Raw genomic sequence first — 25,687 nt, 5'->3', positions numbered from 1 at the left:
TCACGCGGGTTCGATATGATCCACGGCGAGCAGATCGAACCCATCTCTTGTGCCGACCACTTTGACCCGCGTGCCCAGAAGATGCTTGTGCCGCTTCAGGATGTCCAACCGCCATTCTCCACCGTCCGGCACACGCAGGATTGGATAAAGACCGTTCTCCAGCAAGATGCCGGTTAGCTCGTGACGGGTTGGCCGATGCATGACGCTTTGTGCTCCCGATACTCAGGTCAAGAATTGGATCACAGCGTGATTTCTCGCTCAGAGAACCGCTGGACCGACTGTCGGCCTATTTTCCGAGGCCCACCATATGACCAAACGCCTTAATCTGGGCGTTTCGATCGGCGGAGTATGCCGCCCCCATTGAAAAAAGACTCCGCTCGACTGTGAAAAGCGGAGCCAGTCTGAGGAAATGCTTGTCGCGTGCGCAATGAAGAAAGGGGCGTTCGTCAGAACACCCCTTCCTGTTCATGCGGTTACGCGATCAGTAACGCCAGGAAATGCCCAGCGAAAGCTTGTTGTTGTCCACGCGGATGCCATTGGTATCCAGATCGCGGTTGAGGCCAGCGCTGCCATAATCTTCGATCAGATATTCAACGCGGATCGACGCCTGCGCGCCGACGCGCGTTTCCAGGCCTGCGCCGTAAACCAGGGCGTCCTGCATCGTCTTCGTGCCGTAGGTATCGACGCCGTCAAAAACCGTGGTCTTGAACTTGGTCGACTGCCAGCCGCCACGCGCATAAAGGGCGGTGCTGTCGGCGATCATTGCACCCAGGCGAGCGCTAAGGCCGAACGATTCGCGGGCCTTGACCTTGCCGCTGATGCTGTCCGTGCCGTCGTCAAGCTCAGCCGAAATGCTGGCGCCCGAGAAATTGGCGTTAGCTTCCACGCCGAAGAAGACGTTGTTCGACAGGGCATAGTCATAGCCGACATACACGCCGCCGCTGATGCCGTTGCCGCTCAGACCGTCGAGGTCGAGCGTGCCGATGCCGATGTCGGTGCCTTCGGCCTTCACTTCATACGCGTCGCGGCTGATCTGCGCGCCGATGAACGGACCGGAAAAGGTTTCTGCATGGGCGGAAGTAGCTCCGGCGACGATCGCCAGAAGCGTCAAAGAAATTTTCTTCATAGTTCCCCTGAATTGGTTCGCGGTGATTTTTTGTTTCGGTTGCGACCCGATGCGGCGGGTAGTCGAGCAAGCAGATCAGGTCAAGCTCACAGCGATAGTTTCGGTAAAACTGTTGTTTGATTACAACAGGTAAGCTTGCACGCGGCATGTGAGACTCACACGATGTGCGCCCTCGAAATTTTAGATCCAAGGCGGCTCGCTGCTGAACAACGGCTGCGGAAAAAGTGACCCGGCCGGATGGCCGGGTCAGGTAAAGGAAACTAAAGTTCCCTTCGGGTCGCAGGGGCCTGCTGGCTGAATTAAGCCATTTTGCCTATCCGGGTTTTTCCCGGTGCTGCTCGCCGGATGGATCGACCGGGCTCGGTGCCTGGCGCAGCAGGTGCGTTTGGCCGATGATTACAATGGCTTGATCTGCTCAATGTCTCCTCAGGGAATTTCCCTGCTTCACGACCTTCAACGAACTCGGCAAGGCAACCGCATGATGATCCCTTCAGGCCAGGCACGATATGATGGCACGCGGGCGCCAATGGCTGATTTGTTACTGTTGCTGGCCTACGGCTTCGGCTTCTGGCTGACACTGGGGCTGGCAGCCTATTGGGGCGGTAGAGGTTTTTATTCCGTCTGGTTCCCGGCTGCGGGCCTCCGTCTCGCCCTGCTATGGCACGCCGGGCCGCGCCTTACGACAGCAATCGCCGCCGTGGAAATCGTGGTCAATTTGATCATGGGGCGTTTCAATCCGGGCGCGCCCGACCTGGCGATGACGCTGTGGGGCATCTTGCGGCCAGTTCTGGCTTACGGTGGCGTGGTAGCTGTCATCCGCTGGCTATCCACCGGCAGAAGAGCGGGCGTCATGGCTCCTCCGATGCCCTTCGGACTTGCCGCCGTTGCCGCACCTGGGGTCGCAGCGTTCAGCGCTCTGCCAGAAGCACTGCTGCGGCCAGACCGAACGGCAGTTGAAAGCGTTCAGGATATCATGATCTCGCTCACGGCTTTTGCTGTCGGCGACCTGTTGGGCGTGCTGATCATCGCGCCGCCGCTCCTCTGGGTGGCCGAGACGATCAGCCAGCGCCGAAGCGGCATGATTGCGGCTTTCCGCGAATGCGCAATTCGCGGGAGCGCAACGCTGGAGGCTGCGCTCCTACTGGCAGGCGGGATCGCCACGACCTGGCTCCTCAACCGAATTGGACTGGGGTCCCAGCCAATGCCCCTCATCCTGGCTGTCGCGTGGATTGGTTTGCGTTCTGGGCGCTTTCCTGTGTGGGTTGCTTTGACAATCGTTAGCCTTCTTATCCTGCCGGAGACAGCAGGCGCGTTCAGCACAATTGATCGGCTGCACCTGCATCTTGACCTCGCGACCGTCGTGGTGGTCGGCTATCTTGCGGGCAGCTATTGCGACGCCCAGAAGCAGGCCCGCACGGACATCGAGCGGCGCGACCGGCTGCTCTTCCAGGCCGAGCGACTGAAGACCCTGCGTGCGATGTCGGTGGCAGTTATCCATGAGATCAGCCAGCCGCTATCGACCTTGGCGATCGAGGCGAAACATCTTCACGAAATCACGGACGGGGCCGACGACGAAATCATGCGGAGCGCTGCACTGGTGGATCGCAAGGCCGCGACATTATCCAACCTTGTGCGCCGCCTGCGACGGTTCGGCGGGGCGGCGGTGGACGAGCCGAGCGCGCTGCCGGTTTCGGCGCTGATCGAAAGCGTGGCCGCAATTGCAACTCCGGAAGCCAGAGATCAGGGTGCGTTGCTCAAGATCGGCCCGATCAATCCCGATCTTGTCGTGTTTGCGCAGGAGGTGGAACTGAGCCAGGCGCTGATGAACCTCCTGCGCAATGCCATCCACGCGGCGAATGACGGACAGGTCGAACTGACCGGCGAGAAGGAAGGAAAAAGTGTGCGGATCATGGTCACGAACCGCGTTGGAACCAGCCATCGCGCCAAGGCAGGCATGCGGGTCGGCGCTCTGGTTGCGCAGGCCATAGTGGAAGCGCATGGCGGGCATTTGGAAAAGGCGAAGGTTCATGACGGCGTGGCCCACGCTTCAATCATCCTGCCGCTTGCCGGAGACGATGCATGAACGCAGACGATCCCAAGGTCTACGTGGTGGATGATGACGCCGATCTGGGCGCCACCGTGGCGCGGTTGCTCTGTCGGCATGGCTTTAGTGCGCAGTCTTTCCTGGACCCGGTCCGGCTTCTCGATATTTATGCACCGGCGCCTGCAGCCTGCGTCGTCACCGACGTGATGATGGATGATCTCGATGGCTTCGGCTTTGCCGACCGGGTCCGAGTCATAGATCCGGCAGTCGCGATCATTTTCATGACGGCATGGCCGACGACCGCAAATGCCGTCGATTCGGTGCGTCGCCATGGAGGGATTGATTACCTTGAGAAGCCGCTTGATGAAGCGCGGCTGCTTGCTGCGGTCAGTGAAGGTGTGGATTGGTCGGTCCGGAAAAGACAGCAGCTCGCCCGCACCGCCACATTGTCTCCGCGCGAAAGAGAAGTGTTCGACCTGCTCGTGCAGGGTCATAGCAACAAGGTCATCGCTGCCATGCTGGAGCTCAGCCCTAAAACGGTTGAGGATCACCGGGCGTCGATCATTTCCAAAACGGGCGCTAACGGGTTGGCCCAACTGATCGCTCTGGCATCGCTGGACTAATTTTCATGGACCCACCCGCACGCTTCGGGCTTAGGCCGCGGACCTGGACGCCATTCTCATTAAAGCGCCGCTGGTGGAAGACGAGCTCATGCTAACCCTGAACCCACTTCTACAAAGCCGGACGCCAGCGTCATGACGACCGAAATCAAGGAGACGATATCGCGCGCCTCGTCGGGGCTTTTACTAGCGGGTCCGACAAAGATCCGGGGCTGGGGCCGATCTTCGATGACCAAATTGGCGTTCACCGGGCAAGCCTTAAATGGCAGGTCCCGCCAGGACCTTCCGGCGGCATCCGACCAAATTATGTCGTTCGCCAACCGGGCTTTGAACGGCAGCCTGTGCCGGAACCTGCCGCTGGCCCATACAATGCTGCCAGGAAGCAACGCGCCAATGCCGGCCGTTCCAGTGTGCCGATCATGATCCCGATAGTGGCCGTCCATTGTCTTTCAGACCTGGGCTACGGTGTTCGCCTTCGATGTCGGCTGCCCGTAGGACACCCAGCGTGATCGGCAGCCGATCTACGAGAGACGCGAAGGACAATCCTCAAGGTTTGCCGGAGCGGGACCGGATAGGTTTTTGCCGAACAATCGCCCGAATTCCTGGCGTTTGTCTGCAAGATCGCTGAGGGTGTAGCGGTCAAGTACGGCCAGAAATGCTGACAGCGCCTCTTTGAGCACACCCGTCATGCCGCATGCAGGTGCGATCACACAGCTTCCGCAATCGACAAGATCAAGCCCTTCTTCGGTATGACGGATGAGTATGCCGATATTGATTTCTTCAGGAGGCTTGCCGAGCCGAATACCGCCTCCGCGGCCGCGCACACTCTCGATATAGCCTGCACGAGCGAGATCATTGACCACCTTCATGAGATGGTTCTGAGAAATGCGATAGGCGTTAGCTATCTCCGCGATAGAGCACAGCCGTTTGTTGCGCGAGGCAAGGTAGAGCAGCGTCCGGATCGAATAGTCTGTGAACAACGTCAGTTTCATTTCGGGTCCAGCGCTGGTTCGGCCGTGCTATAATATGCAAATTGCTTGCATGTTTCAAACCGTCATTATAGATGCATCCTAGTTGCATGATTGGAGCCTGAGTCGTGGACACAGGGATCACCGAAGCAAATCTTGAGCAGCTGGTGACAGCTTTCTACGCTCGCGTCCGAGCTGACGCCAAACTGGGACCGATCTTCGACGACGCGATCGTCGATTGGCCAGAGCATTTGATCAAGCTTAGGGATTTCTGGTCATCGGTGATGTTGGGCAGCGGCCGCTATAAAGGCCAGCCTGTCCCCGCGCACTTCAAGCACAAGGATCGGATCACCCCAGCCCTGTTCCAGCGCTGGCTGGACCTGTGGAATAGGACCACGGGGGAGTTGTTGGAAGCCGATGCAGCCTCTGCCCTGCAAGCCAAGGCTGCGCGGATCGCCGACAGCCTTCAGCTCGCTATGTTCTTTCGGCTGGAGCGCGAGCCAGAGACGCATCAGCGCTGACGAGCAAAGAGGACTTCCTGATTATGCCTGCCCCTCTTCCTTATCGGTCCACGCCCGTCTTCGACCAGGACACGCTTCCTGTGGCGTTGCGCGCACGTCACAACACCAAGGCAGGGGTGTGGGGACTGGTACGTATAATCGAAGGCGAAGTGAAACTTACCTACCTAGACCCGCCTTTGGAAATGGTGCTGAGTCCTGACAAACCTGGCCTCGTACTCCCCCAACAGCCGCACTTTGTCACGCCGCTCGGTCCCATGAAGATGCAGGTCGATTTCTATGATCAGGCGCCCTGCCTCTGATCGGCTGAACCGCCATGATGTCCATGCTCAACAGAGAGGAATACTGATGACGCAGCCCCTAAGCGAACAGACCATCGCGCTCGTGAAGGCCACCGTTCCTGCGCTGGAAGCGCATGGCCTCGACATCGTGCGCGAAATGTATTCGCGCATGTTTCAGAACCCCGACATTCGCGACCTGTTTAACCAGTCCCATCATGGCGACAGCGGCTCTCAGCCGCGGGCACTGACGGGTGCGATCCTCGCTTACGCAAACAACATAGACAATCTCGGCGCGCTGGCGCCTGCGGTGGAGCGCATCGCGCAAAAGCATGTCGGACTTCAGATCCTGCCGGAGCATTATCCGCATGTCGGCGAAGCGCTGCTAGGAGCCATCAAGGCGGTTCTGGGGGATGCTGCAACCGATGAAATCCTGACAGCTTGGGGCGAGGCCTATTGGTTCCTTGCAAACATTCTCATCGCTCGTGAGGTCCGAATCTATACCGCACAGAAGGATACGACCGGGGGCTGGAACGGCTGGCGCGATTTCCGGGTCCAGGAGGTCGTTCGCGAGAGCAGCGTCATCAACTCTTTCATCCTCCGTCCGGCCGATGGCGGAGCAGTAATGGCGCATCTGCCGGGACAATATCTGACCTTCTGGCTCGAGATCCCTGGTCACCCACCGGTGAAGCGCAACTACTCCATCTCCTCGGCACCCAACGGGGAGACGTATCGCATCTCGGTCAAGCGTGAACCACAAGGGATGGCTTCCGGCTGGCTGCACGATGAGGTTAAGCAGGGCACCATCCTTAAGGTCGCTGCACCCGCTGGCGAGTTCTTCCTTAGCGAGCATGTTGAGCGGCCGGTCGTTCTGCTCTCCGGCGGCGTCGGCCTGACCCCGATGATCGCCATGCTGGAGTCGCTGGTGAAAAAGGGCGCCGATGTGCCGGTTCAATATATTCACGGCACCCATAATCGGGACACGCATGCGATGCGTGATCATGTCCGTGCACTAGCGGCCACCGGCAAGGCCGTTCAGGTGACGGACTTCCATCAGACACCCCTGGCAGGCGAAGTGGAGGGCCGCGATTACGATGCGGCCGGGATCATCACCGACGAATGGCTGGTCGCGAACACGCCAGTCGCCCATGCAGTTTATTATATCTGCGGACCGCGGCCATTCCTTCGCCACGCCGTCTCCACACTGTCGCTAGCGGGCGTGCCCTCCAGCCGCATTCATTATGAGTTCTTTGGGCCAGCTGACGAACTGCTCGCCGCCTAAGGATACCGGGAATGGACGACATTACCATAGCGCGGGCAGTCCACGTTCTGTCAGTCCTGCTGTGGATTGGAGGCGTCGCGTTTGTTACGCTCGTGGTAATGCCGTCCATCGCTCATGCCCATCCGTCTGATCGGCGGCTCGGCACCTTTCACCAACTTGAAGGACGTTTCGCGCCGCAAGCTCGGATTTGGGTGCTGCTGGCGGGCTTGAGTGGCTTCTGGATGATTTATCGCGGTCATATGTGGGACCGGTTCGCCGATCCTCGCTTTTGGTGGATGCACGCGATGCTTGGCATCTGGGTCATCTTTACAGCGATGCCTTTTTGATCGAGCCGCTGTGAAAAGGAAGGGACAAAGCCAGAGCGGCGCATTATATCGCCTCCATGTTTTCCTTTTCGTCGTGGACTCGGCCGGAACTTGCGATCGATTTCGGGACTGCTAATCTGCGGGTCATCACTCGCGATTCCGGTGTTGTGTTCGATGAGCCGTCGTTGTGCTGTTTTACGGATCTCGCGACCCTCCCTCGCTTGGTGGCGGCTGGAACGGCTGCTCAAGCCATGGTGGACCGAACCCCGCGCATGCTATCTGTGCGGCGCCCACTGCGGAGGGGTGTGCTGCAGGACATTCCTACTGCTACCGAATTGCTTCGTTACGCTGTTCCAAGGGAGCTGAGGCGAAAGCCCTGGCGCAAGGCACGCGCTCTGATTGGCGTTCCGGCGGACGCCACCCAAGCGGAAAGAGGGGCACTGTTGACTGCCGCTACCGATGCCGGCCTGAGCCCTGAACTGGTTCTGGAGCCTTTGGTAGCAGCTCTCGGCGCTGGCATTCGAGTGGATGAGCCGCGTGGCGCACTGGTTGTGGATTGCGGCGCCGGCACCACCGAAGTGGCACTCATCTCACTTGGAGGAATTTGCCTCACGCGTTCAGTCCGCGCGGGTGGCGCAGCGCTCGACCAAGCGATCACCGACCATCTGCATTTCCGACACAAGATTTTGATCGGCCGCCAGAGTGCCGAACGCATCAAAAAAGATTATGCCGCTCTTAACGTTGAAGCACGGTCAGACGATGGGCTTATCGAAGTCAGAGGGCGAAGCCTCGTGTCGATGTCGCCCCAATCAATGCAGATATCATCCGCCGAGATTGGGCGCGTGGTAAAAAAGCACGCGATGAAGATCGTTAAGGTCGTACGCGACGTTCTCAACGAAACCTCGCCGGAACTCAGTCATGATCTGTATTTAAACGGCATCCTGCTCACCGGCGGCAGCGCAGTTGTACCACGCTTGCCGCAGATGATAGAGCACGAGACCGGCTTGCCGGTGATCTTAGCTCAAGACCCGTCTCTCTGCGTGGCTCAGGGCTTGCACCACATCCTACAGGGCTAAGCGTCGGCCGTTCGGCGCTCGGTCAAGCGCATGGGTCATAGGTAGTAGGAAGATGAAGACAAAGCGTTGTCGGGCAAAGCCATCTCGCAGCTTCGATTAAATGACTCCCATGGCCTGCATCGCTTCTGCCACCCGGACAAAACCCGTGACATTAGCGCCCAACACATAGTTGCCCGGCGCGCCATAGGCTTCCGCGGTTTCAGCGCAACTATCGTGGATGCGGCGCATGATCACGGCGAGCCGCGCTTCGGTCTCCTCGAACGTCCAGCTATCGCGGGAGGCGTTCTGCTGCATCTCCAGCGCCGATGTAGCGACGCCGCCGGCATTAGCGGCCTTCGCCGGGCCGAAGAGGACGCCCTCGCTCTGGAAAAGCCGCACCGCTTCGGGCGTGCAGGGCATGTTCGCCCCTTCGCCCACGGCCACCACACCGTTGCGGATCAGCGCAGACGCATCGTTGGCGTGCAGTTCATTTTGAGTGGCAGACGGGACCGCCACGTCGCAGGGGATTTCCCAAACGGATCCCTTGTTGGAAAAATATGCGCCGGAGCCTTTCAGACCGACATAGTCCGAAATTCGTTGGCGCCGGACCAGCTTTATCTCCTTCAACAGGCCTAGGTCTATCCCGCCGTCGTCGACGATGAAACCTGATGAATCCGAACAGGCGACGACCTTGCCGCCAAACTCGTTGACCTTCTCAACAGCGTAGATGGCGACATTGCCTGATCCGGACACCACCACCCGCTTGCCGTCCAGGCTGGCGCCCTTGGTCTTCAGCATCTGGTCGATGAAGTAGATCGTGCCATATCCGGTCGCCTCGGTTCGGGCCCGTGATCCGCCATAGATCAATCCCTTGCCCGTCAACACCCCTGCTTCATAGCGATTAGTCAGTCGCTTATACTGGCCGAACAGATAGCCAACCTCCCGCGCCCCTACGCCGATGTCCCCCGCCGGAACGTCGGTATATTCACCCAGATGCCGATAAAGTTCGGTCATGAAGGATTGGCAGAAGCGCATGACTTCGCCATCGGACCGGTCCCTTGGATTGAAGTCCGACCCGCCCTTGCCGCCGCCGATCGGCATGCCGGTCAGCGCATTCTTGAAGGTCTGCTCGAACCCCAGGAACTTGATGATCCCAACATTGACGGACGGATGGAAGCGCAAGCCGCCTTTGTAGGGGCCAAGCGCCGAATTGAACTGGACACGGAAGCCGCGATTGATCTGAATCTGGCCGTTGTCGTCCACCCATGGGACGCGGAAAATGATCTGCCTTTCAGGTTCGCAAATGCGCTCAATCAGTGCATTGTCAAGATATTCAGGATGCTTTCCGATGACGGCGCCCAGGCTTTCGAGAACCTCTTCCACCGCCTGATGGAATTCGGTCTCTCCCGCATTCCGTCGCAGGACATCTTCATAGATGGGGATTAGCTTTTCATCGATGCGGGGCAAAGGGCAGATCCTATTCTAAGCTGAAAATGCAAGTACGTGCCGCGATCTTTAAATATAGAGTCGCAGCGTATGATGATGCCGTGTGCGGTTACTCTCGACCGCGCTGTGTGACTTTCAAAATGGTGAGCGGCCGCTGGCGCCCATTGCGGTCTGGCCAGTCGATGACATGACTTTCACTCAGGCCAATCAAACCTGCGCCCACCGGTGTCAGTATCGACATACGCCCTGCCGAAATATCTGCTTCGGCCGGATAGACGAGCTGCACCGTACGGCTTGTGCCGCTCGCGGCGTCCTCGAACTCGACCATGGAGTGCATCGTGACGACGTCGGCGGGAATCCGGTCAGCCGTGAAGGTAGAAGCCCGCGCGATTTCCTCCAGCAACAACTCGCCTGCTTGCGCGGCAGGCCCCGATGCATTGAGGGCGAGGTTGGTCAGAATATCGGCTTCGGTATTGATAAGGCGGACAACGGGACGTTTCGTCCTTGTTGGGCTGGACATAGCGCTGGCTTTCGAAAAGGAGGAGACGCGCGCCTAGACGGCGGGCGTTATCAGTCCATCGATGTGCCCCGAGTTCGAGGCATGCGCGCCAGAACCCGGGGCTATATGCCCGCGAGCAGCTGTCCTCCCTGGTAGCGAAAACGCGTAAAGTTAGTCGGCAAGTGCATCAAGGAAGGGTGGCAGACGGCGGCACGTGAGTCAAATGCTGTCCTCCGCGACTCTCGATGGGTGCCAACGACGGCTAAGCCGTTGGCGCGATAGAAGGCCATCCTAGTGAGCGTCCAGCTTCGGCCGCCGTCCCCGCGCCAGAATGTTGAGCGCCTCCACCGCCGCCGAAAAGGCCATGGCAGCATAGACGTAACCTTTGGGCACATGGACGCCGAACCCTTCTGCGATCAACGTGGTGCCGATCAGCAAGAGGAAACTGAGGGCGAGCATTACGACGGTGGGATTGGCGCTGATGAAATTTGCCAGTGGCGTCGCCGCAAAGAGCATCACGGCAACAGCGGTAACGACCGCGATCACCATGATCGCGATATTGTCGGTCATTCCGACGGCGGTGATGATGCTGTCGATGGAAAAGACCAGGTCTAGCGCGATGATCTGACCGATGGCCGCCCCGACGGTCAACGTCGACCGGCTGGTGTCATATTCATTCTCGTTGGGATGGGGATCGACATTATGATGAATTTCCCGCGTCGCCTTCCAGACAAGGAAAAGGCCACCAGCGACAAGGATGATGTCCCGCCAGGAAAAACCATGTCCAAAGGCGGTGAAGATCGGCCGCGTAAGTTGCACGATGTAAGCGACCGATGCCAGCAGGAGCAGCCGCAGAACAAGAGCCAGTCCGATGCCGAGGCGTCGTGTGCGGGCGCGATGTGCTTCAGGCAGTTTGTTCGACAGGATCGAAATGAAGATCAGGTTGTCGATCCCCAACACGATCTCCATGGTAACCAGAGTGGCAAGCGCGATCCACGCGGCAGGCTCATTCATGAGCGCGTTCAGCCCCTCTATCATTCGTCCCTTCCTCCACCTTGCCGAGAGCTTGAATATCGTTGTTCGGTACAGGCGATCGGCTCGCCGTGCGCCTCGCTCGACTTATGCGGTGTCACAGCTCGTGGCAACCAAGACGCTGGACTGCACCTTGAAAGAACACACAGCCATGCCATATTGAACCTGCGGGCCGGGCCCCTCTGGCGATTGCCGCGAATGCGATCGTGATGTCGGACCGCATCGGGTCAGCTCGGTGCAGGTCAGCGATATTCTTCCTTCCTCGCAGCTGATCCGATCGATCCATTTCGATTGGAGAGAGGCGTTGAATACTTTTCTGTATAAATTGACCAGATTGCACGGACAGCTCGAGGAGGAGATCCGGAGCGAGCTCAAACGGCGTTTCCCTGATAGTTTGCGGCTGCTGAGGCTCAAGAAGGTGCGGCTGCATGTGAAGGACCGGCTGCACGCGCATGTTCTCAGGGAAAGGAGGGCATGACCGTGGGACGACAATCTGCGGAGGGCATGCCTTGCCCTGTCTGCCGCACAGGGCTGACAATGTCCGAACGCCAAGGTATTGAAATCGATTACTGCCCTAACTGCCGCGGCGTCTGGCTTGACCGGGGCGAGCTAGACAAGATCGTTGAGCGTTCGGCCGCGACACCGGCCCGCCCGCCAGAGCGGGACCGCCCAGATGCGTGGGTGCGATCGCGTCACGATACCGTGCACGACGGCCGCTACCGATCGCGGAAGAAAAAGTCTTTCCTCGAGGAGCTGTTTGATTGAGCAACGCCGCCCGGCCGTCGACCCTTGAAGATGAAAGCCGGGCGGCTCGCATCAGTGCACAGGATCGCGAGGCTGTTGCGGCAGTAGAACGGTCGACGAGCCGGGCCTGTTGCATTTGAAGGACGGCACGCTATCCTCTCACCATGCGGGCCGGGCCCCTCTGGCGATTGCTGCGAACGCAATCGTGATGTCGGACCGCATCGAGTGCGCTCGATGCTGGTCGTTAACTATTGTGCCCGATCATCTGCGCTGCTCGTTCGGTTGGACTGGAAACGAGGAGGCGCCTTTGCCACAACAGAAGCATCGTCTGCATAGTTCGCAATTGCGAATCACGGCCCTGCTGTTTGCGGCATCCACTGCCCGCCACGTCGATCCCATTTGAGCAACTTGGTTTATGGCCAGAAGGATCCCCAATGATTGGAACTAAATATCGCAACGCCGGCGCGATCGCGATGAGCTTGGCGGTCGCTGTCATGGTGGCCAGCCCTGCCGACGCACGGCGTGGCGGCAGTTTCGGCAGCCGGGGCTCGCGCACAGCTGTTGCGCCCCCTGCCACGAAGACCGCGCCCAATCAGGCGCCGGCAGTGCAGCGGACGACGACGCAGAACCAGGCTCCTGCACAGAACAGCGCCGCAGCTGCGCGTCCGGCGCCGAATTCGCCGAACCGATTTGGCGGTCTCGCGAAAGGCCTGATCGGCGGCCTTATCGCGGGCGGTCTGCTCGGCATGCTGCTCGGCAATGGTTTTGGCGCCTTGAACGGCAGCGGCATGCTCATGGCCTTGCTGCAGATCGCCTTGCTGGCTGGCCTGGCATGGTTCGCATTCAAACTGTTCCGTCGCCGGCCTGCGATGGCTGCGGCCGGAGCGATGGCGCCCTCCGGGTTTACGACCAACGCGTTTACGGGAACATCGCAGGGCGGGTTCGGCGGGGCTGCCCCCCCGACCGCTCCAGCAGCTTCCGTGTCGTGGGAGATCGCCATCACCACAAGTGACCAGCAGAGCTTTGAACGTCTACTCACGGAGGTGCAGGATGCCTTTGGTCGTGAAGACTATGCCCGGTTGCGCGCATGCACGACGCCGGAAATCATGTCTTATCTGGCCGAGGAAATGAGCCAGAACGCGACCCGCGGCCAGCGCAACGAGGTGTCCAGAACTGAACTGCTCGACGCGGACGTTGCCGAGGCCTGGACGGAAGATGGGACGGACTACGCCACCATCGCGATGAGGTACCAGAGCATCGACGTCATGCGCGATCGCAACAGCGGCGCAGTGGTGAAGGGCGACCCTGATCATCCGACTACGACGACCGAGCTTTGGACCTTTGTCAGGGACGGACGGAGCGATTGGCGTTTGTCGGCCATCCAGGAGGCATGAGCAAGGCGATGCGGCTGCCGTGACAGTTTGCCAATTCTCATGCATGCCCGGGCGGCCAGCCCCTAACAGCTGCGTCTTGGCGGCCAGCTCATCATATCGGGAAAGGACAAGACTTCCATCTGCCGCCCACCTCAAAACTCGACTAGGATTGGCGTGACTTACGGCTCCAAACGTTCTGCCGATGGCAGCTAAACCCTGTTATTCTTTCCTAAGCCGCCGTTCCGGTTTTCGGCCAGGTTCTGTCCTTCTGATATGCCAGCCGGGTGAACGTTGAACGTCAGCTTCTGAAGAGAGCCGTCGTTTGATACGGTGCGTGCGAACGTCGGGAATGTCCCAAAAGCCGGAGGTGGAACCGGGGGGTGTCGACCAACTCAAGCCGGTCCGGTGAAGCCCCAGGAATGTCGGCTCACGCTGGAACCGGTCATCGTAGGGCGAAACAGCGGTCGAGCAGGTACGCGCCACTCCCTGACATTCCCGGATCAAGAGTGCGGGTCGAGAAGCGGGTCATTCAGGGAACAAGAAAAGGTCGCGGCAACGGCAACAGTGATGGTCTACTCGTATTCGAGCCATTGCTATAGGTCACACATATAGCTTAGCAGGCGTTCGGCGGTCGCGGGGGCGTGCTGATTGCCGTTCGACGTTGAAGTGAAGTTCGGTCCTTCCACAAAAATAGGGCCGCCGGTTTCACCCCCAGCGGCCCTATCGTTTAAGCGGCTTTAAGGATGCCGGCTGTCACATCAGAATTCGAAACGCACGCCGACGTTGACGTTGTGGCTGTGGCCGCCCCCGAACTCGCCCTGATAGGCGCCGTACAGGCTGAGGCCCGCACTGAGATCGTAGCTAGCGCCAGCTCCGGCCGTCGCCATTGTTTGCTTGCGGCCGGCTCCGAGCACGGTGAAGCGTTCGGTGTTGCCGACGAAGCCCGCACGAGCAGCGAACCGTTCGCCTTCCAGCTGGTGACGTACGCCAAGCGACGCCCAGGGATGGAACATCGCACCCTCGCCCATGCCGCCTTTCAGCTTGATGCCGCCATCGATGAAGGTCGCATCAGTCTTTGCCCGATCAACCGTCAGCGCGAAGGCGGTGCTGCCTGTCTCTCTTGTCGCGCCCCGGCGCGTGGAGATATGGGTCACACCGGCTTCGGGCCGGATTGCCCACGCGCCCATGGGAAAGCTGTAACCCACCGTGCCATCGAGCACGAGGCTACGCAGGCGGTAATCGCCTGAGCGCGCGGTCGCGCCAGGCACGCTGCGGCGGGTGTTGGCTTCGCTCCAGTCATAGGCGACCGTTACCGTGCCGTCGAAGCCGCGGCTCATGAAGTGGCCAGATACGCCCGCGACCATGCCGTCGGAGTTTGTGCGCGCGCCCCTGCCAGCGATCGTTTGCCGGCTGTCGATATATCCGACAAATGCCGCGACAGAAGCGTTTGCGCTGCCGAAGCCGATGCCGCCTACGACGCCATAGCTGTGGCTCTTCGCCGAGGATGTGCCAATCGCCCCATCTCCCTTCAGCGTGCGCCAATCACCCAGCCCTTGCGCGAAGCTGAAGAGGCCCGCTGTTTCCCGCGTCGTGATCGCAAGGCCAGCGCGTCCGGCCCTCGCGATCGCCAGCCCCTGTTCGACGCCAAGTTGCGACGCGCTGGCATAGGCTTCAGGCGTCAACTGGCCAAACGCCGCTGCATTTGCGGTGCTGCCACTCAACAGCGTGGGAACGGCATTGACCAGTGCTGTGCTGGCAGTGCCGGCAATCAGGAGATCGTTGACATAGTCGATCGCTGCGTCCGTCTGTGTGGTGGTCCCGGTGGGCGCGACGAACGTGCCAAGCAGCTGCAACACCGTACCGTTGTTACGCAGCACGCCGACGATGCCGGGATCACGATTGACGATGTCGAAATCGCCCGTAATGCCGCCGCCGCCATTGACGACGATCAGATCCCGGGAAGCGCCGGGGGTGAGTGAGCCCGTCAGGTTGACGGTGGTATTGTTACCGATCGTCACCGCACCGCCGTTGACCACGATCTGGTCGCTCTGGCCGACCGGCACAAACTCGAAGGTCGTGGTCGTACCGTCAGCGATCCTCAAATTGCCGTTGATCGTCATGATGCCCGGCGATGCGCCCGGCGAAAGTGTGCCGCCCGTGCCAATGGTGACGTCGCCGCTGACCGTACCTGCCGTACCGAAGGTGCCGCCGCTGGTGACATCTACCGACCCGGTCAGGGTTGATCCGGCCTGGCCGATCAGGCGGCCGCCGGTGACGTTCACTGCCTCGACGCTCAGATTGCCGGTGAAGCTGTTGACGCCCGCGCTGTTGTTGACCTGCTCAAAGCCGGTGAAGCTGGATCCGTCGATCGTCGTCTGCTCGGCATAGGTACTGCCGGTATTGAATGCGAGAACGTCGACGCCCTCGCCAGCGGTCACCGTGCCGTCAAAGTCAGCGCCGGAGCCGATCGTCAGCGTGTCGGCGCCCCCGCCCAGATCCACGTTGCCGGAGATGGCGCCGCTATTGATCAGGCTGTCCGAGCCGCTTCCGGCAACGATGTTTCCGGTGATCGTCCCGCCCGCTGTATTGGTGAGCACATTGTTGCCGCCGCCAAGATCGACGTTGCCGACCACTTCGCCGCTGTTGGATACGGTGACGCTTTCCGTGCCGCCGTTGATTGCCGTCTCGCCTGGGGCGACAATGATGCTTGATCCTTCGGTGAGGTTCAGCCCGCCGCCGCTGGAAACCTGAACCGTTTGCTGGACGACGACCTGACCGGTGCCGATGATCTTCTCAACCTCGAAGCTGGCGAACAACTGCCGCAGCGCCGGATCGATGGATCCGGTGTAGGTCGTGCCGGTAATATCGAAGGCGAGCGTGTCCTCTCCTGCGCCGCCATCGACCGTTCCATTCAGCACAGCCGAAGCGAGTACGTGGGTGAAGCTGTCATTGCCGTCTCCCATCTGCACCGTCCCGCTGATGGTCCCGGTATTGACGACAGTGTCATTGCCCTCGCGCATGTAGATGTCGCCGCTGATCTGACCGGCATTGTCGATGCGATCGTCGCCCGCGTTGAGATCGATCGATCCGATGATGACGCCCGTTGCGGTGTTCGTCACATGATCGGTCGAGGGCAGGAAGCCGCTGTCATCTTCGAGCTGATCGCCACTGGTGTGGATTGCGCCCGCCAGATAGCCGTTGGGCTGACCGATCGCGTTGTCGATGACCGGCGTGTTGGGGAAGTAATTGGTTCCGGCGCCGCCCTGAATGGTGCCGCTGTTGACGATGTTCACCGCCTTGGCTGCGACTGCAACCGCAACCGTGTGAGCCGCTTCGGTGTTGGCGATCGGGCTGTAAACCCAAACCGGCTGCGTCGTTCCCGGAGGCGACCCAGCCACGACAGCGGTGAGACCGCCACCGGCCTGGATTACACCGCCTTCGAGATTCTGGATATTTACGACGCCTGCGCCTGAGCTTTCCACGTCCACGCCCAGGGCGGCGATTTGTGACACATAGGCCGTCCCCTGGCCCAGGCCGATGAACTGACCCGGCGTGAAGGTTGCGCCGCCGGTGGCCTTGATAGCGCCGCTGTTGACCAAGCTGATGGTGGCATCCGCCGTGGGAATGCCCGGCTCGTCGCCATCGCCAGCTTCCACTTCAAGGACCAGGCCGGAACCGCCACGGTCTTGCCCGATGATGCTGCCGCTATTGTTGAAGGTGATGGATTGGCTTTCGTCCGTTTCCGATTCCACGTCGAACGCGGCAACGCCACCATATGTCGGCGGGTTGCCTTGATTGATGGGAAGCTCGGTCCGCGTCACAGAGCCGCTATTGGCGAAGGTCGCGACGCGATTTGCGACGTTGACCTCGGCAGCGCCATCGATTGTTCCGCTGTTCGTGAACGCAAAGCTCTGGGCGGGAATGTCGATGACATCGACATCTTCCGGACCATCATCCTGCAAAAGGCCGGTTTCGATGACGAGTGCGGTGCCCCCTTCGCGCGCCGAGGCAGCGATCAGTCCATGGTTTTCGAACTGCATGTTCTGGGTTGCTGCGCCAGCGTAAAAGCCATCGCGAATTTCACCATCGGCGGTGTTGATGAATGTGGCCGTATCGGCGTTGAACTCGTCATTGGCATTGGGCAGGACAAGGTCGAGTTCGCCAACCTTCAGCGTCAGTCCGCGCTGGAAATAACCGTTGGCGTCGATGCCAGCGATCGAGCCGCTATTGGTGAAGGTGAAGGCATTTGCCGCCACATTGGCGTCCAGGCCGCCAACGATGCTGCCGCTATTCTCGATCGTCACCCCTGCTGTCGCGGTGGTTTCCAGCGCCTGACGGATGCGGACTGCCGCGTTCACGCCGTCGTCGAACCCGCGCTCGATATCGGTGGTGAAGGAACGTAGGCCGTTGAACGTCATCTCGATCGTTCCGGTATTTTCAAAGACAAAGTCTTCGCCAGCCGATGTCGTGATGACCGAACCGATACCGCCGGTGGTCAGGTTGATCTCGTCATTATTAACGAAGGTCGCGGACGCAATCCGGATGTCTCCGTTGACGGTGCCTTCATTGATGAAGCTGGTCAGAGCGTCACCATAGCCGGGCGTATAGAGCGGAAGGGTGCCGGGCTGCACGTTGGAACGCTGGAAAGTCGCGAACCGCTGCTGATAGTAGCCGATCGCTGCCGGAACGATGGTCACGCCCTGCGGATACAAACCGGCGGTGTTGAGGAGGCTGATCGTCCCATTATTCACGACATGGCCGTCGCCCATCAGGGTGATCGAGCTTCCCTGTCCGGTCAGCGTGAGCGTGGTAGCGTCGCCCCGTGCCTCGAACCCCTCGATCTCGAAGGTCGCTGGCAGCGCTCTCGCGCCAAGCTCAAGCGATTGCGACTGGCTGTAGCTGCGCGTGTAGATGTCGATACCGCCGCCCGCCGTGATCGTGCCAGTCACGCCGTCATCCGCGCCGCGCTGAATGAAGTTGGCGGTACTAAGAGCAGTGCCCAGCTGCAGATTGCCGTTCAGCGTCCCGCCGTCGGAAATGTAATAATAGAGGGCTCCCGGCAGCGGATTCTGGGGAGCAAACGGGGTGGGTTCGACATAGGAAACATCGCCGTTGATCGTGCCAGCGTTCGTTACGTTGAAGCTGAGCAGTGGGATGCCAGTGCGGGCAGGGGAGATGATGGCGTTGGCCCCGCCACCGATGACGCCCCCGCTCGCGTTGTTTACCGAAAGGACGACCGCCTGGCCTGCGGCGATGGCCGGATCCCCTGAAATCGTGCCGCTATTGTTCACGACGATGGCGGTGCCGAGCGTTCCGCTGATCGGTCCGGTTGAGCCGGCATTGCTGATGATGCAGAGGGGGCCAGCGCTACCGTCGGGGCAGATCGTTGACGGAGCCTGCTGCGCAAACGCCCCGCTTGCTCCGAGCGCGAGCACGCTCACGCCGATACCAAGTCCAAGACGAATAGGCGAACGCACAGAATTACGGCCGATCATGGAAACCCCCTCCAGACGAATATCAAGGCGATCTAGTCCAACCGTGCATTCGGCCGCATCCCCCGATTAGGGTATTTCCGCGCGCCAGCTAAAATATTGTGTTTCCGACCTTACCTGCCTAAATCCGATGTCGTCCGGGGCATGCACGATACTCCGCGACCAATGAAAGTAGGATGTTCTGACCGGGTCGCGGTACAGGAATGAAACAGGGTGGATGAAAAGATCTGGGCGTTGGGCGAGCGCTTCTCGCTGGCTGCCATCGATGGGAGTGAGTGGCTCGGCGCTCTGAAGGCCATGGCAGAGATGACTGGCGGTACTCACGGCCAGCTAGTCGGCTTTGTTCCTGGGGAGGTTCCGTTCAACTGGATCAATGATATCGATCAGGATCGCATAGCGCACTTTGTCGAGCAGGAGCGAGGTGATCCTGCCATCAATGTCCGCGTGCGTGCTTCGCTGACCGATCCGGCCTTCGTCATTCGGAGTGAAGCAGATTATCAAGCCGTGGGACGGAGTTCCGGTTTCGATCTCTACCGGGAAATGTGCGATGCCTATGACATTCTGGATGGCTGTCAGACAAAGCTGCTGGACGAGGGTGGTAGCTTTATCGGGCTTGCCGTTAATCGTAGTCGCAAGGATGGCAAAACCGACGCCGACACGCGGGCTCTTTTTGCCGCTATAGCGCCCCATGTGCGTATGGCCGTCAAGGTGCAACTCGCGTTGGAAGACCGTGGCCCCACTCTCTTGAACGGCGCGCTGGAACATGTGGGCTTGCCTATTTTCATTTGCAGCGATGCAGGCCAGGTGAAGGGCAACACCAGCGAGGCTGCGGCTCTGCTTTCCGCCGGTCATTTTCGGCTGGTGGAAGGGAAGCTTGGCCTTCCTCATCCGAGCGACGAAGCCGCGCTATTACACGCAATTACGCGGCTCCATCGTCAGCCGGTGGCGTTCGAAACCCTTATGTTCCGCGGCGACGGTAAGAAAATGCCAATGGTGGTCGATATCTGCCGGCTTCCCGCGCAGCCGCTGCGCCTGAGCTTCGGTTCGCAGTTGCTTGTCATCGTGCGTTCTGGCCGCCGCTGGCACTGCGCCGCTCCAACGATCCTGCGTATGGCATTTGGCCTTTCCACCGCCGAAATTGACGTTGCTTTGGCGCTCGCCCGAGGCGAGACCCGAGACGAGATCGCTGCTGCCCGCAGGACAAGCGTGCAAACAGTCAGGGCTCAACTCAAGTCCATCTTTGCCAAGCTGAGCATCACGCGAGAAATCGAATTGGTGACGATGTTCGGGGAGATGCTTCGAACATAATGGAAAGGGCTGATCGGGGGAGCCGGCACATGCTGAATATGAGCGAACCTACCCTGATCGGGGTATGACGTTGAACCGCAGAGTTGGTAGGATCCCGCCTGCGACCCGAAGGCTCAGGCCTCTATGGCCACTGAGACTTCTCCTAGCTCGACTGTCCCCGTGACAGTCGGGCTATTTTTGCCAAGAACGGCAGCTTACCGCGCGGGTCAAATGCTGAGCCGCCATTCTGGAATTCGGCCAATCCTCGTCATTCCCCGGTCAATGTTTCGCGGATCACGAATGGCTGGCTTATAGGAAACCCGCCATTCAAGCCGTTCGCTGGGTACGGCAGTCAAGTCCCAAAGTGCCGCGAAGTTGGCCCCTCGCCGAAGGCGAGGAGCCGATTGGTCAAATTTCAGTATTCTCGGCTAGGGCAAGCGCATCTTCCACGTCAATCCCGAGATAGCGCACCGTATTCTCAATCTTGCTATGACCGAGAAGGATCTGGACCGCACGAAGGTTGCCGGTTGCCCTGTAGATGATCGATGCCTTCGTTCGCCGAAGTGAATGCGTGCCATAGTCGCTTCGCATCAGACCGACCCCTGTCACCCATTCATCGACAAGCCGGGCGTACTGGCGGGTGCTAAGATGCCCGTTATGGTCAACCCGGCTGGGAAAGACATAATCGTCCACCGTGCCGCCCCGCCGATCGAGCCAAGCCAGCAGGCTAGCCCGTGCGTCGGGGAGCAGTTCGAACTGAACGGGTCGACCTGTTTTCTGCTGCATGACGATCGCACGCGTTCGGATCTGTCCGCCACTGACGATGTCGCCGATCTTCATCTGCACCAAATCGCAGCCCCGAAGTTTGCTGTCGATCGCCAGGTCAAATAGTGCCCGATCTCGCAAGCGGCGGCGCTGATTGAGGTAGAATCGGATCTCCCAAATTTGCTTCGGTTTCAGCGCGCGTTTCGCGCCGACGGTTCTTCCCGCATTCCAGACGGGGCGTTTGGTGGTGGTGGGTTCAGTTTCAGGCATCTCCATGATCATTCTCCAATGGCCGGATTGGCCATCTGAAGAACGTTCGCCAGTACAAAGGAGAGGAAGGTCCCCAGGCGCCTGGCGACCAAATGTCGGTCGCTCGGGGGCAAGGCACCGTACGTCTGCTCCTGACAAAACCGGCCATTTAAATTCCGTAAGCAGCCGATCGGCAATGCGCCCTCTCTTTGGCCATTCCGCGCGCAAGGCCGCACCGCTAAGAGCTGTCGTCGGTTATCGACATTGCTGTCGTAATGCGCCAGCCGTGCTATATGCGACGCTTGGTCGCGGAGCATGCCATGCCAGCAAGAGTCGTCATCACCGCACGCGCATCTGGTATTGGCCGCGCGATAGCGGCAGCGCTTATCGCGTCCGGGGCGAGGGTCTACACCTGCGACATAAATGAGCCGGCGCTCGAAGAGGCGCGAGCCGGGCTGCCGGGACTGCTTACCGGCTCATGCAATGTCGGCGACCGCGCGTCGGTCGAGGCGATGGTGGAGCAGGCAGCGGACGCGCTAGGCGGCATCGACGTGCTGGTGAACAATGCGGGCATCGGCGGCCCCACCGCGCCGGTGCACGCGCTTGACCCCGATGCTTGGGAACAGGTTCTCGCGGTCAATCTCACAGGGACGTTCAACGTGACGCGGCTCGCCATCCCGCACCTTATCCGGTCGGGAAACGGCGTGATCATCAACATGTCTTCGGCGGGTGGCCGGTTCGGCTATCCCGACCGCAGCCCCTATGCGACCAGCCAATGGGCCTGATCGGCTTCACAAAGACCCTGTCAATGGAACTGGGCGAGCATAATATTCGGGTGAACGCGATCGCGCCCGGCGCCATCGACGGCGACCGCATCCAGCGCGTGTTCAAGGGCCGTGCCGATGCGACCGGCCAATCACTCGACGAAGTGAAGCGGATTGCCATGGCAAATCAGTCGCTCAAATATCTGGTCGATCCCGCCGACATCGCTGCGCTGGCGGTGTTCCTGGCCTCCGACGCTGCCAAGTCGATTTCGGGTCAGGTGCTCCCGATCGACGGCGATTATCAGCGCAACTGAGGAGCAGACCATGGAACGAATGCCTGCGCTGTTCATCGGACATGGCAGCCCGATGAACACCCTGGAGCTCAACGGCTTCACCCGTGCGTGGCGTGCGCTCGGCACCGCATTGCCGAAACCACGCGCGATCCTCGTCGTCTCGGCGCACTGGTACATTGGCTCGACCGCAGTGACAGCGATGGCGCGTCCCCGCACGATCCACGATTTCTACGGCTTTCCTCAGCCGCTGGTTGACTTCGAATATCCCGCTATCGGCGCGCCGGACGTCGCAGCAGAGGTAGTGGAGGCGATCAAGCCGGATTGGGCGGGACTCGATCAGGATCAATGGGGGCTTGATCACGGGACGTGGAGCGTCCTCGCCCATCTCTACCCGCACGCCGACGTGCCCGTCCTTCAGCTCTCGATCAATGCGTTGAAGCCGTTCGACTATCATCTGGCGTTGGGTGCGCGATTGTCGCCGCTTCGCGATCAGGGCGTGCTCATTCTGTCGAGCGGCAACGTCGTTCACAATCTGCGGCTCGTGGATTGGGACCAGCCCACAGCAGGCGCCGACTGGGCGCAGCGCTTCGACGAAGCAGTCCGGGCGCAGATGGCCGACGATCCGTCGAAGATGCTCAAGCTGAGCGAACATCCCGATTATGCGAAGGCCGTGCCGACACCGGATCACTACATCCCGCTGCTCTACACCGCGGGCATCGCGGCGGCGGAGGGCTGGTCGCAGTCGCTGATTCAGGGCTATTCGCTCGGCTCGCTTTCGATGACCAGTTACAATGTCGGACCCAGGCTGGATTTGCCCTGCGAGGCCGAAGGCACCGCTGACCTTCCCGCCGATGTCCCGGCGGATCAAACCAACATCTAGTTCGTTCAATGGCGTTCGTAGGCACTCTCAATTCCAAGGACCAGCACCGTGGCAGACACCCCGACCCGCCATAAAATCGCGATCCTGGTAGGCAGTCTGCGCAAGGGCAGCATCAACCGAAAAATCGCGCGCTCGATCTGCAGCCTCGCGAGCGACAAGCTCGACTGCGAGATTATCGAAATCTGGGCGCTGGCGCCGTTCAATCAAGATGAGGAAGCCGCGCCGCCGGCCGAATATGCGCGGTTCCGTGAGCGGGTCGCGGCTGCCGATGGGTGCTGTTCTGCACGCCGGAATATAATCGCGGCGTGCCCGGCGTCCTGAAGAACGCGATCGATGTCGGCTCACGCCCCTACGGCCAAAGCGTGTGGGACAAGAAGCCGGCCGCTATCATCAGCGCGTCGCCAGGCGCAATCGGCGGCTTCGGGGCCAATCACCAACTGCGCCAGGCTTGCGTGTTTCTCAACATGCCGATGATGCAGCAGCCCGAAGCCTATCTGGGTGGCGTCACGGATGACAAATTCGATGACGAGGGCTGCCTGACGGACGGGCCGCTCAAGCAGGTTGTGTTGAGTCTCGCCACGGCCTTCGCCGATTGGGTCGACTTGATTGTTCGCTCCCGACGCCTGATTGCGGAAGATGCTGCACACGCACAGAGAGAGTGAGCGCGCAGGGTCATCTTAAACCCAAAATACAGTTTGATTTTCGCCAGTGCGATTTGGCCGATTGGCTTGAAGAGGGCCGCGACGAGTCCCCGGCCACTTCAGACCTAACTATGCGCAAACGGCTAGGCTTGCTGGATCCCGGCTGAGCAGCGCGGCCCCGCGAACTGCCGCTTCAGCCGAAACCCGCCGCTCGCGATGGTGCTCAAGAACGGCTGTTATGTCCCAACTCTGGTCGTTCCCGCCGGCCGATCATCGCGTGCCCAGAATGTTCGCTCCAAGTATAAGGAAATCACACTGGTAGCTCACCGTTAAACAATGGCCCCCGATGCGGCCAAGGCTTCAACTTTCCCGTAGGCAAATTCGATCGGCTGCCAGATATCTAATCGTCTCAGATCGATATCGCCCTCATATGCCCACCACGTCCGCCAGCGCCCGCTGCACCGCCTGCTCCATCTCGGCGATCTCGGCATCGGTCAATTCGTCGAACTGACGGCGCTTGCTATTGGAAAGACGTCCGCCGTTCTGAAGCATCAGGCGGATCAGCAATGCGGCGCGGCGGTCCGGCATATCGACGATTGCGCGCACCCTTTCCATTGCGCGGTCAAACATCGCCAAGAAGCTTAGTTCTTCGCGCAAATCCGTACGGACGGTATCGACCACGCGGTCATAGAGATATTCGGCGACAGAGGTGGCGTCGAAGAAGCGATAGAACAGCGCACTGTCGCTGCGGACCGCGATCTCGCGCTCGCTGGTCCAGCCCCAATCGATCGCGCTTAACAGGGGTCTTGAGAAGCTCTCCAGCACCGCGTCATAGCTGCGCCGATCTCGGACGATGGCGGCCGACACAGGGAAGATCATGCTCTCTGGGCTGAAACCTGTCTTGCTCAGCACATGATGAACGATGAAGCGGTGGATGCGACCGTTGCCGTCCTCGAACGGGTGAATGAAGACGAAGGCGAAGGCCGCGACTGCCGCTGCCACGACAGGCTCGATTTCGTCAGCGAGCATCCGCGCCGTCAGCGCCATCCAGCCCATCATCAGCGAGGGAACGTCTTCAGGTCGGGGGCAGATGAAATGCACCTCCTCGCGGAAATCAGCGGTCGTCTCGCCGACGAAATTCTGAAAGCTGCGCCAGTCGGTCGCGGCATAGCGGCGATCGACGATCGCGTTTTGCAGCCGAACAATCGGTTCCTTGTCGCCCGTGTCAAAGCTGGCGGCGGCGCGCAGCGCCGCGACGAACCGCTCGGTCCGATCCGGACTGGGCGTCTCTCCCTCGATCGCGAAGGACGCGCGCGTCTCCTTGGTGAAGAGATGCCACACCGCGCGGGCGAGCAAAGCCGGGTCATAGCGTTCGATGATCGCCCGTGCCTCGGCATCGATACGGACGCCGATCTGGCCTTCCAGCTTCGCCGTGCGGCGCACCGTGGGGCACAGGTCCGGCGTGCCGAGCAGATTATCGATAACGCGGTGCCGGGACGAGTTCCGCCTTGCCCCCGTGACATGCTTCTGCGGATCGAGCGCCTCGACATAATTGCCGACTGCGGCGTCGGGCACGTCGAGGCGTTCGCCGGTCAGATACTCATAGAAGAACCAGGCGCGCCGCGCGTAGCTGCCGCTCGGCTCGGAGCGCACCCATGCCGCGACGACCTCGGCGTCGATGGCAGCGAAAGTTGCGGCCAGCACGCCCAGATCCAGGGGTTCATAGCGCAGGGCAAAGCGCAGGTTGGCAATGACATTGCCACCGGTTGCATAGGAGCGCGGGTAGAACTCGACAGCGCGACCAGCGATCACTCCGGTGCGCCGCGCACCCGATACAAGGTAGCTTTCGGTTTGGGGCGGCGGACTTTGCGGCGCGAACGCCGACCGCAGCCACATATGCCCCAGCTTCGACCGATCGTCGGCTATGTCTTCGTTCATGTAAAACACTTAGCGCGATACGAAAACGATTACCAAAGGCATCTGTTATCCAAGATTGCTTATGAAATCGGACTGATGACTTCCGTAG

At 60.2% G+C, this 25,687-nt stretch carries 22 protein-coding genes and 2 pseudogenes; 15 read left to right on the top strand and 9 right to left on the bottom strand.

What is annotated here, in order from left to right:
* Both VVT58_RS06690 and VVT58_RS06685 read right to left on the bottom strand, forming a co-directional pair.
* The gene (locus tag VVT58_RS06690; protein WP_084677778.1) at window positions 1-201 is read right to left on the bottom strand and encodes a DUF5818 domain-containing protein; all 201 of its coding nucleotides are present in this window, start codon (window positions 199-201) and stop codon (window positions 1-3) included.
* A 280-nt stretch (window positions 202-481) separates the two neighbouring features.
* Complete coding sequence (locus tag VVT58_RS06685; RefSeq protein WP_327753674.1) at window positions 482-1,126, bottom strand: porin family protein; 645 nt, start codon at window positions 1,124-1,126, stop codon at window positions 482-484.
* A gap of 331 nt (window positions 1,127-1,457) precedes the next feature.
* On the opposite strand from VVT58_RS06685, the gene VVT58_RS06680 reads away from it, so the two are divergent.
* Both VVT58_RS06680 and VVT58_RS06675 read left to right on the top strand, forming a co-directional pair.
* Window positions 1,458-3,209 carry a sensor histidine kinase gene (locus VVT58_RS06680; protein ID WP_327753675.1) on the top strand — a complete coding sequence of 584 codons (1,752 nt, stop codon included), beginning with the start codon at window positions 1,458-1,460 and terminating at the stop codon, window positions 3,207-3,209.
* Entirely contained in the window at window positions 3,206-3,793 is a 588-nt protein-coding gene (locus tag VVT58_RS06675) for a response regulator (protein ID WP_327753676.1), read from the top strand. Before VVT58_RS06680 ends, VVT58_RS06675 begins: the two co-directional genes overlap by 4 nt.
* A gap of 518 nt (window positions 3,794-4,311) precedes the next feature.
* Here the strand turns inward: VVT58_RS06675 and VVT58_RS06670 are convergent.
* Entirely contained in the window at window positions 4,312-4,782 is a 471-nt protein-coding gene (locus VVT58_RS06670; RefSeq protein WP_327753677.1) for an Rrf2 family transcriptional regulator, read from the bottom strand.
* A 104-nt stretch (window positions 4,783-4,886) separates the two neighbouring features.
* On the opposite strand from VVT58_RS06670, the gene VVT58_RS06665 reads away from it, so the two are divergent.
* The 5 genes from VVT58_RS06665 to VVT58_RS06645 are packed head-to-tail and all read left to right on the top strand — an operon-like array spanning window position 4,887 to window position 8,217.
* On the top strand, window positions 4,887-5,279 hold the full coding sequence (locus VVT58_RS06665; RefSeq protein ID WP_327753678.1) for a group III truncated hemoglobin: 393 nt from the start codon (window positions 4,887-4,889) through the stop codon (window positions 5,277-5,279).
* Between the two features lie 23 nt (window positions 5,280-5,302).
* Complete coding sequence (locus VVT58_RS06660) at window positions 5,303-5,578, top strand: DUF1971 domain-containing protein (RefSeq protein WP_327753679.1); 276 nt, start codon at window positions 5,303-5,305, stop codon at window positions 5,576-5,578.
* A gap of 46 nt (window positions 5,579-5,624) precedes the next feature.
* The gene (gene hmpA / locus VVT58_RS06655) at window positions 5,625-6,836 is read left to right on the top strand and encodes an NO-inducible flavohemoprotein (RefSeq protein WP_327753680.1); all 1,212 of its coding nucleotides are present in this window, start codon (window positions 5,625-5,627) and stop codon (window positions 6,834-6,836) included.
* A gap of 11 nt (window positions 6,837-6,847) precedes the next feature.
* The gene (locus tag VVT58_RS06650; RefSeq protein WP_327753681.1) at window positions 6,848-7,162 is read left to right on the top strand and encodes a hypothetical protein; all 315 of its coding nucleotides are present in this window, start codon (window positions 6,848-6,850) and stop codon (window positions 7,160-7,162) included.
* Between the two features lie 56 nt (window positions 7,163-7,218).
* Window positions 7,219-8,217, top strand: a complete 999-nt coding sequence (locus VVT58_RS06645) for a rod shape-determining protein (RefSeq protein WP_327753682.1) — start codon at window positions 7,219-7,221, stop codon at window positions 8,215-8,217.
* A gap of 96 nt (window positions 8,218-8,313) precedes the next feature.
* Here the strand turns inward: VVT58_RS06645 and gdhA are convergent, their stop codons facing one another.
* From gdhA to VVT58_RS06630, 3 genes are all read right to left on the bottom strand, one after another.
* The gene (gene gdhA, locus VVT58_RS06640) at window positions 8,314-9,663 is read right to left on the bottom strand and encodes an NADP-specific glutamate dehydrogenase (RefSeq protein ID WP_327753683.1); all 1,350 of its coding nucleotides are present in this window, start codon (window positions 9,661-9,663) and stop codon (window positions 8,314-8,316) included.
* A gap of 88 nt (window positions 9,664-9,751) precedes the next feature.
* Window positions 9,752-10,162 carry a nucleoside diphosphate kinase regulator gene (rnk, locus tag VVT58_RS06635; protein ID WP_327753684.1) on the bottom strand — a complete coding sequence of 137 codons (411 nt, stop codon included), beginning with the start codon at window positions 10,160-10,162 and terminating at the stop codon, window positions 9,752-9,754.
* A gap of 270 nt (window positions 10,163-10,432) precedes the next feature.
* The gene (locus VVT58_RS06630; RefSeq protein ID WP_405053734.1) at window positions 10,433-11,176 is read right to left on the bottom strand and encodes a TerC family protein; all 744 of its coding nucleotides are present in this window, start codon (window positions 11,174-11,176) and stop codon (window positions 10,433-10,435) included.
* A 232-nt stretch (window positions 11,177-11,408) separates the two neighbouring features.
* Here VVT58_RS06630 and VVT58_RS06625 point away from each other — a divergent pair, with 232 nt between their 5' ends.
* The 3 genes from VVT58_RS06625 (at window position 11,409) to VVT58_RS06615 (ending at window position 13,311) form a co-directional block, all read left to right on the top strand.
* The gene (locus VVT58_RS06625) at window positions 11,409-11,651 is read left to right on the top strand and encodes a YdcH family protein (RefSeq protein WP_327753686.1); all 243 of its coding nucleotides are present in this window, start codon (window positions 11,409-11,411) and stop codon (window positions 11,649-11,651) included.
* On the top strand, window positions 11,648-11,938 hold the full coding sequence (locus VVT58_RS06620; protein ID WP_327753687.1) for a zf-TFIIB domain-containing protein: 291 nt from the start codon (window positions 11,648-11,650) through the stop codon (window positions 11,936-11,938). The genes VVT58_RS06625 and VVT58_RS06620 overlap by 4 nt, the downstream gene beginning before the upstream one ends.
* 413 nt (window positions 11,939-12,351) lie before the next feature.
* The gene (locus tag VVT58_RS06615; protein WP_327753688.1) at window positions 12,352-13,311 is read left to right on the top strand and encodes a TIM44-like domain-containing protein; all 960 of its coding nucleotides are present in this window, start codon (window positions 12,352-12,354) and stop codon (window positions 13,309-13,311) included.
* Between the two features lie 737 nt (window positions 13,312-14,048).
* Here VVT58_RS06615 and VVT58_RS06610 read toward each other — a convergent pair.
* Window positions 14,049-18,785, bottom strand: a complete 4,737-nt coding sequence (locus tag VVT58_RS06610) for an autotransporter domain-containing protein (protein ID WP_327753689.1) — start codon at window positions 18,783-18,785, stop codon at window positions 14,049-14,051.
* 210 nt (window positions 18,786-18,995) lie between these two features.
* Between VVT58_RS06610 and VVT58_RS06605 the strand changes: the two genes are divergently transcribed.
* Window positions 18,996-20,090: a LuxR C-terminal-related transcriptional regulator gene (locus VVT58_RS06605; RefSeq protein ID WP_327753690.1), complete on the top strand. Its 1,095-nt coding sequence runs from the start codon at window positions 18,996-18,998 to the stop codon at window positions 20,088-20,090.
* 387 nt (window positions 20,091-20,477) lie between these two features.
* Here the strand turns inward: VVT58_RS06605 and VVT58_RS06600 are convergent, their stop codons facing one another.
* Window positions 20,478-21,110: a tyrosine-type recombinase/integrase gene (locus tag VVT58_RS06600; RefSeq protein WP_119750059.1), complete on the bottom strand. Its 633-nt coding sequence runs from the start codon at window positions 21,108-21,110 to the stop codon at window positions 20,478-20,480.
* Window positions 21,111-21,358: 248 nt separating this feature from the next.
* Here VVT58_RS06600 and VVT58_RS06595 point away from each other — a divergent pair.
* The 4 genes and pseudogenes from VVT58_RS06595 to VVT58_RS06580 form a co-directional block, all read left to right on the top strand.
* A pseudogene (locus VVT58_RS06595) lies at window positions 21,359-21,909 on the top strand (SDR family NAD(P)-dependent oxidoreductase); the annotation flags it as partial.
* Window positions 21,892-22,161, top strand: coding sequence for an SDR family oxidoreductase (locus tag VVT58_RS06590; RefSeq protein WP_327753734.1), 270 nt, complete (start codon window positions 21,892-21,894; stop codon window positions 22,159-22,161). The pseudogene VVT58_RS06595 and the gene VVT58_RS06590, both read left to right, overlap by 18 nt.
* Before the next feature lie 10 nt (window positions 22,162-22,171).
* A complete protein-coding gene (gene ygiD, locus VVT58_RS06585; RefSeq protein ID WP_327753691.1) occupies window positions 22,172-23,020 on the top strand; it encodes a 4,5-DOPA dioxygenase extradiol in 849 nt (282 codons plus the stop codon).
* A gap of 48 nt (window positions 23,021-23,068) precedes the next feature.
* Window positions 23,069-23,682 (top strand): annotated as a pseudogene (locus VVT58_RS06580) (NADPH-dependent FMN reductase).
* Window positions 23,683-24,087: 405 nt separating this feature from the next.
* Here VVT58_RS06580 and VVT58_RS06575 read toward each other — a convergent pair.
* On the bottom strand, window positions 24,088-25,599 hold the full coding sequence (locus VVT58_RS06575; protein ID WP_327753692.1) for a Fic family protein: 1,512 nt from the start codon (window positions 25,597-25,599) through the stop codon (window positions 24,088-24,090).
* Window positions 25,600-25,687: the final 88 nt, after the last annotated feature.

This window comes from Sphingobium sp. SJ10-10, from assembly GCF_036038995.2.
GTDB lineage: Bacteria > Pseudomonadota > Alphaproteobacteria > Sphingomonadales > Sphingomonadaceae > Sphingobium.
This window is presented reverse-complemented; position numbering and strand designations above follow the sequence as displayed.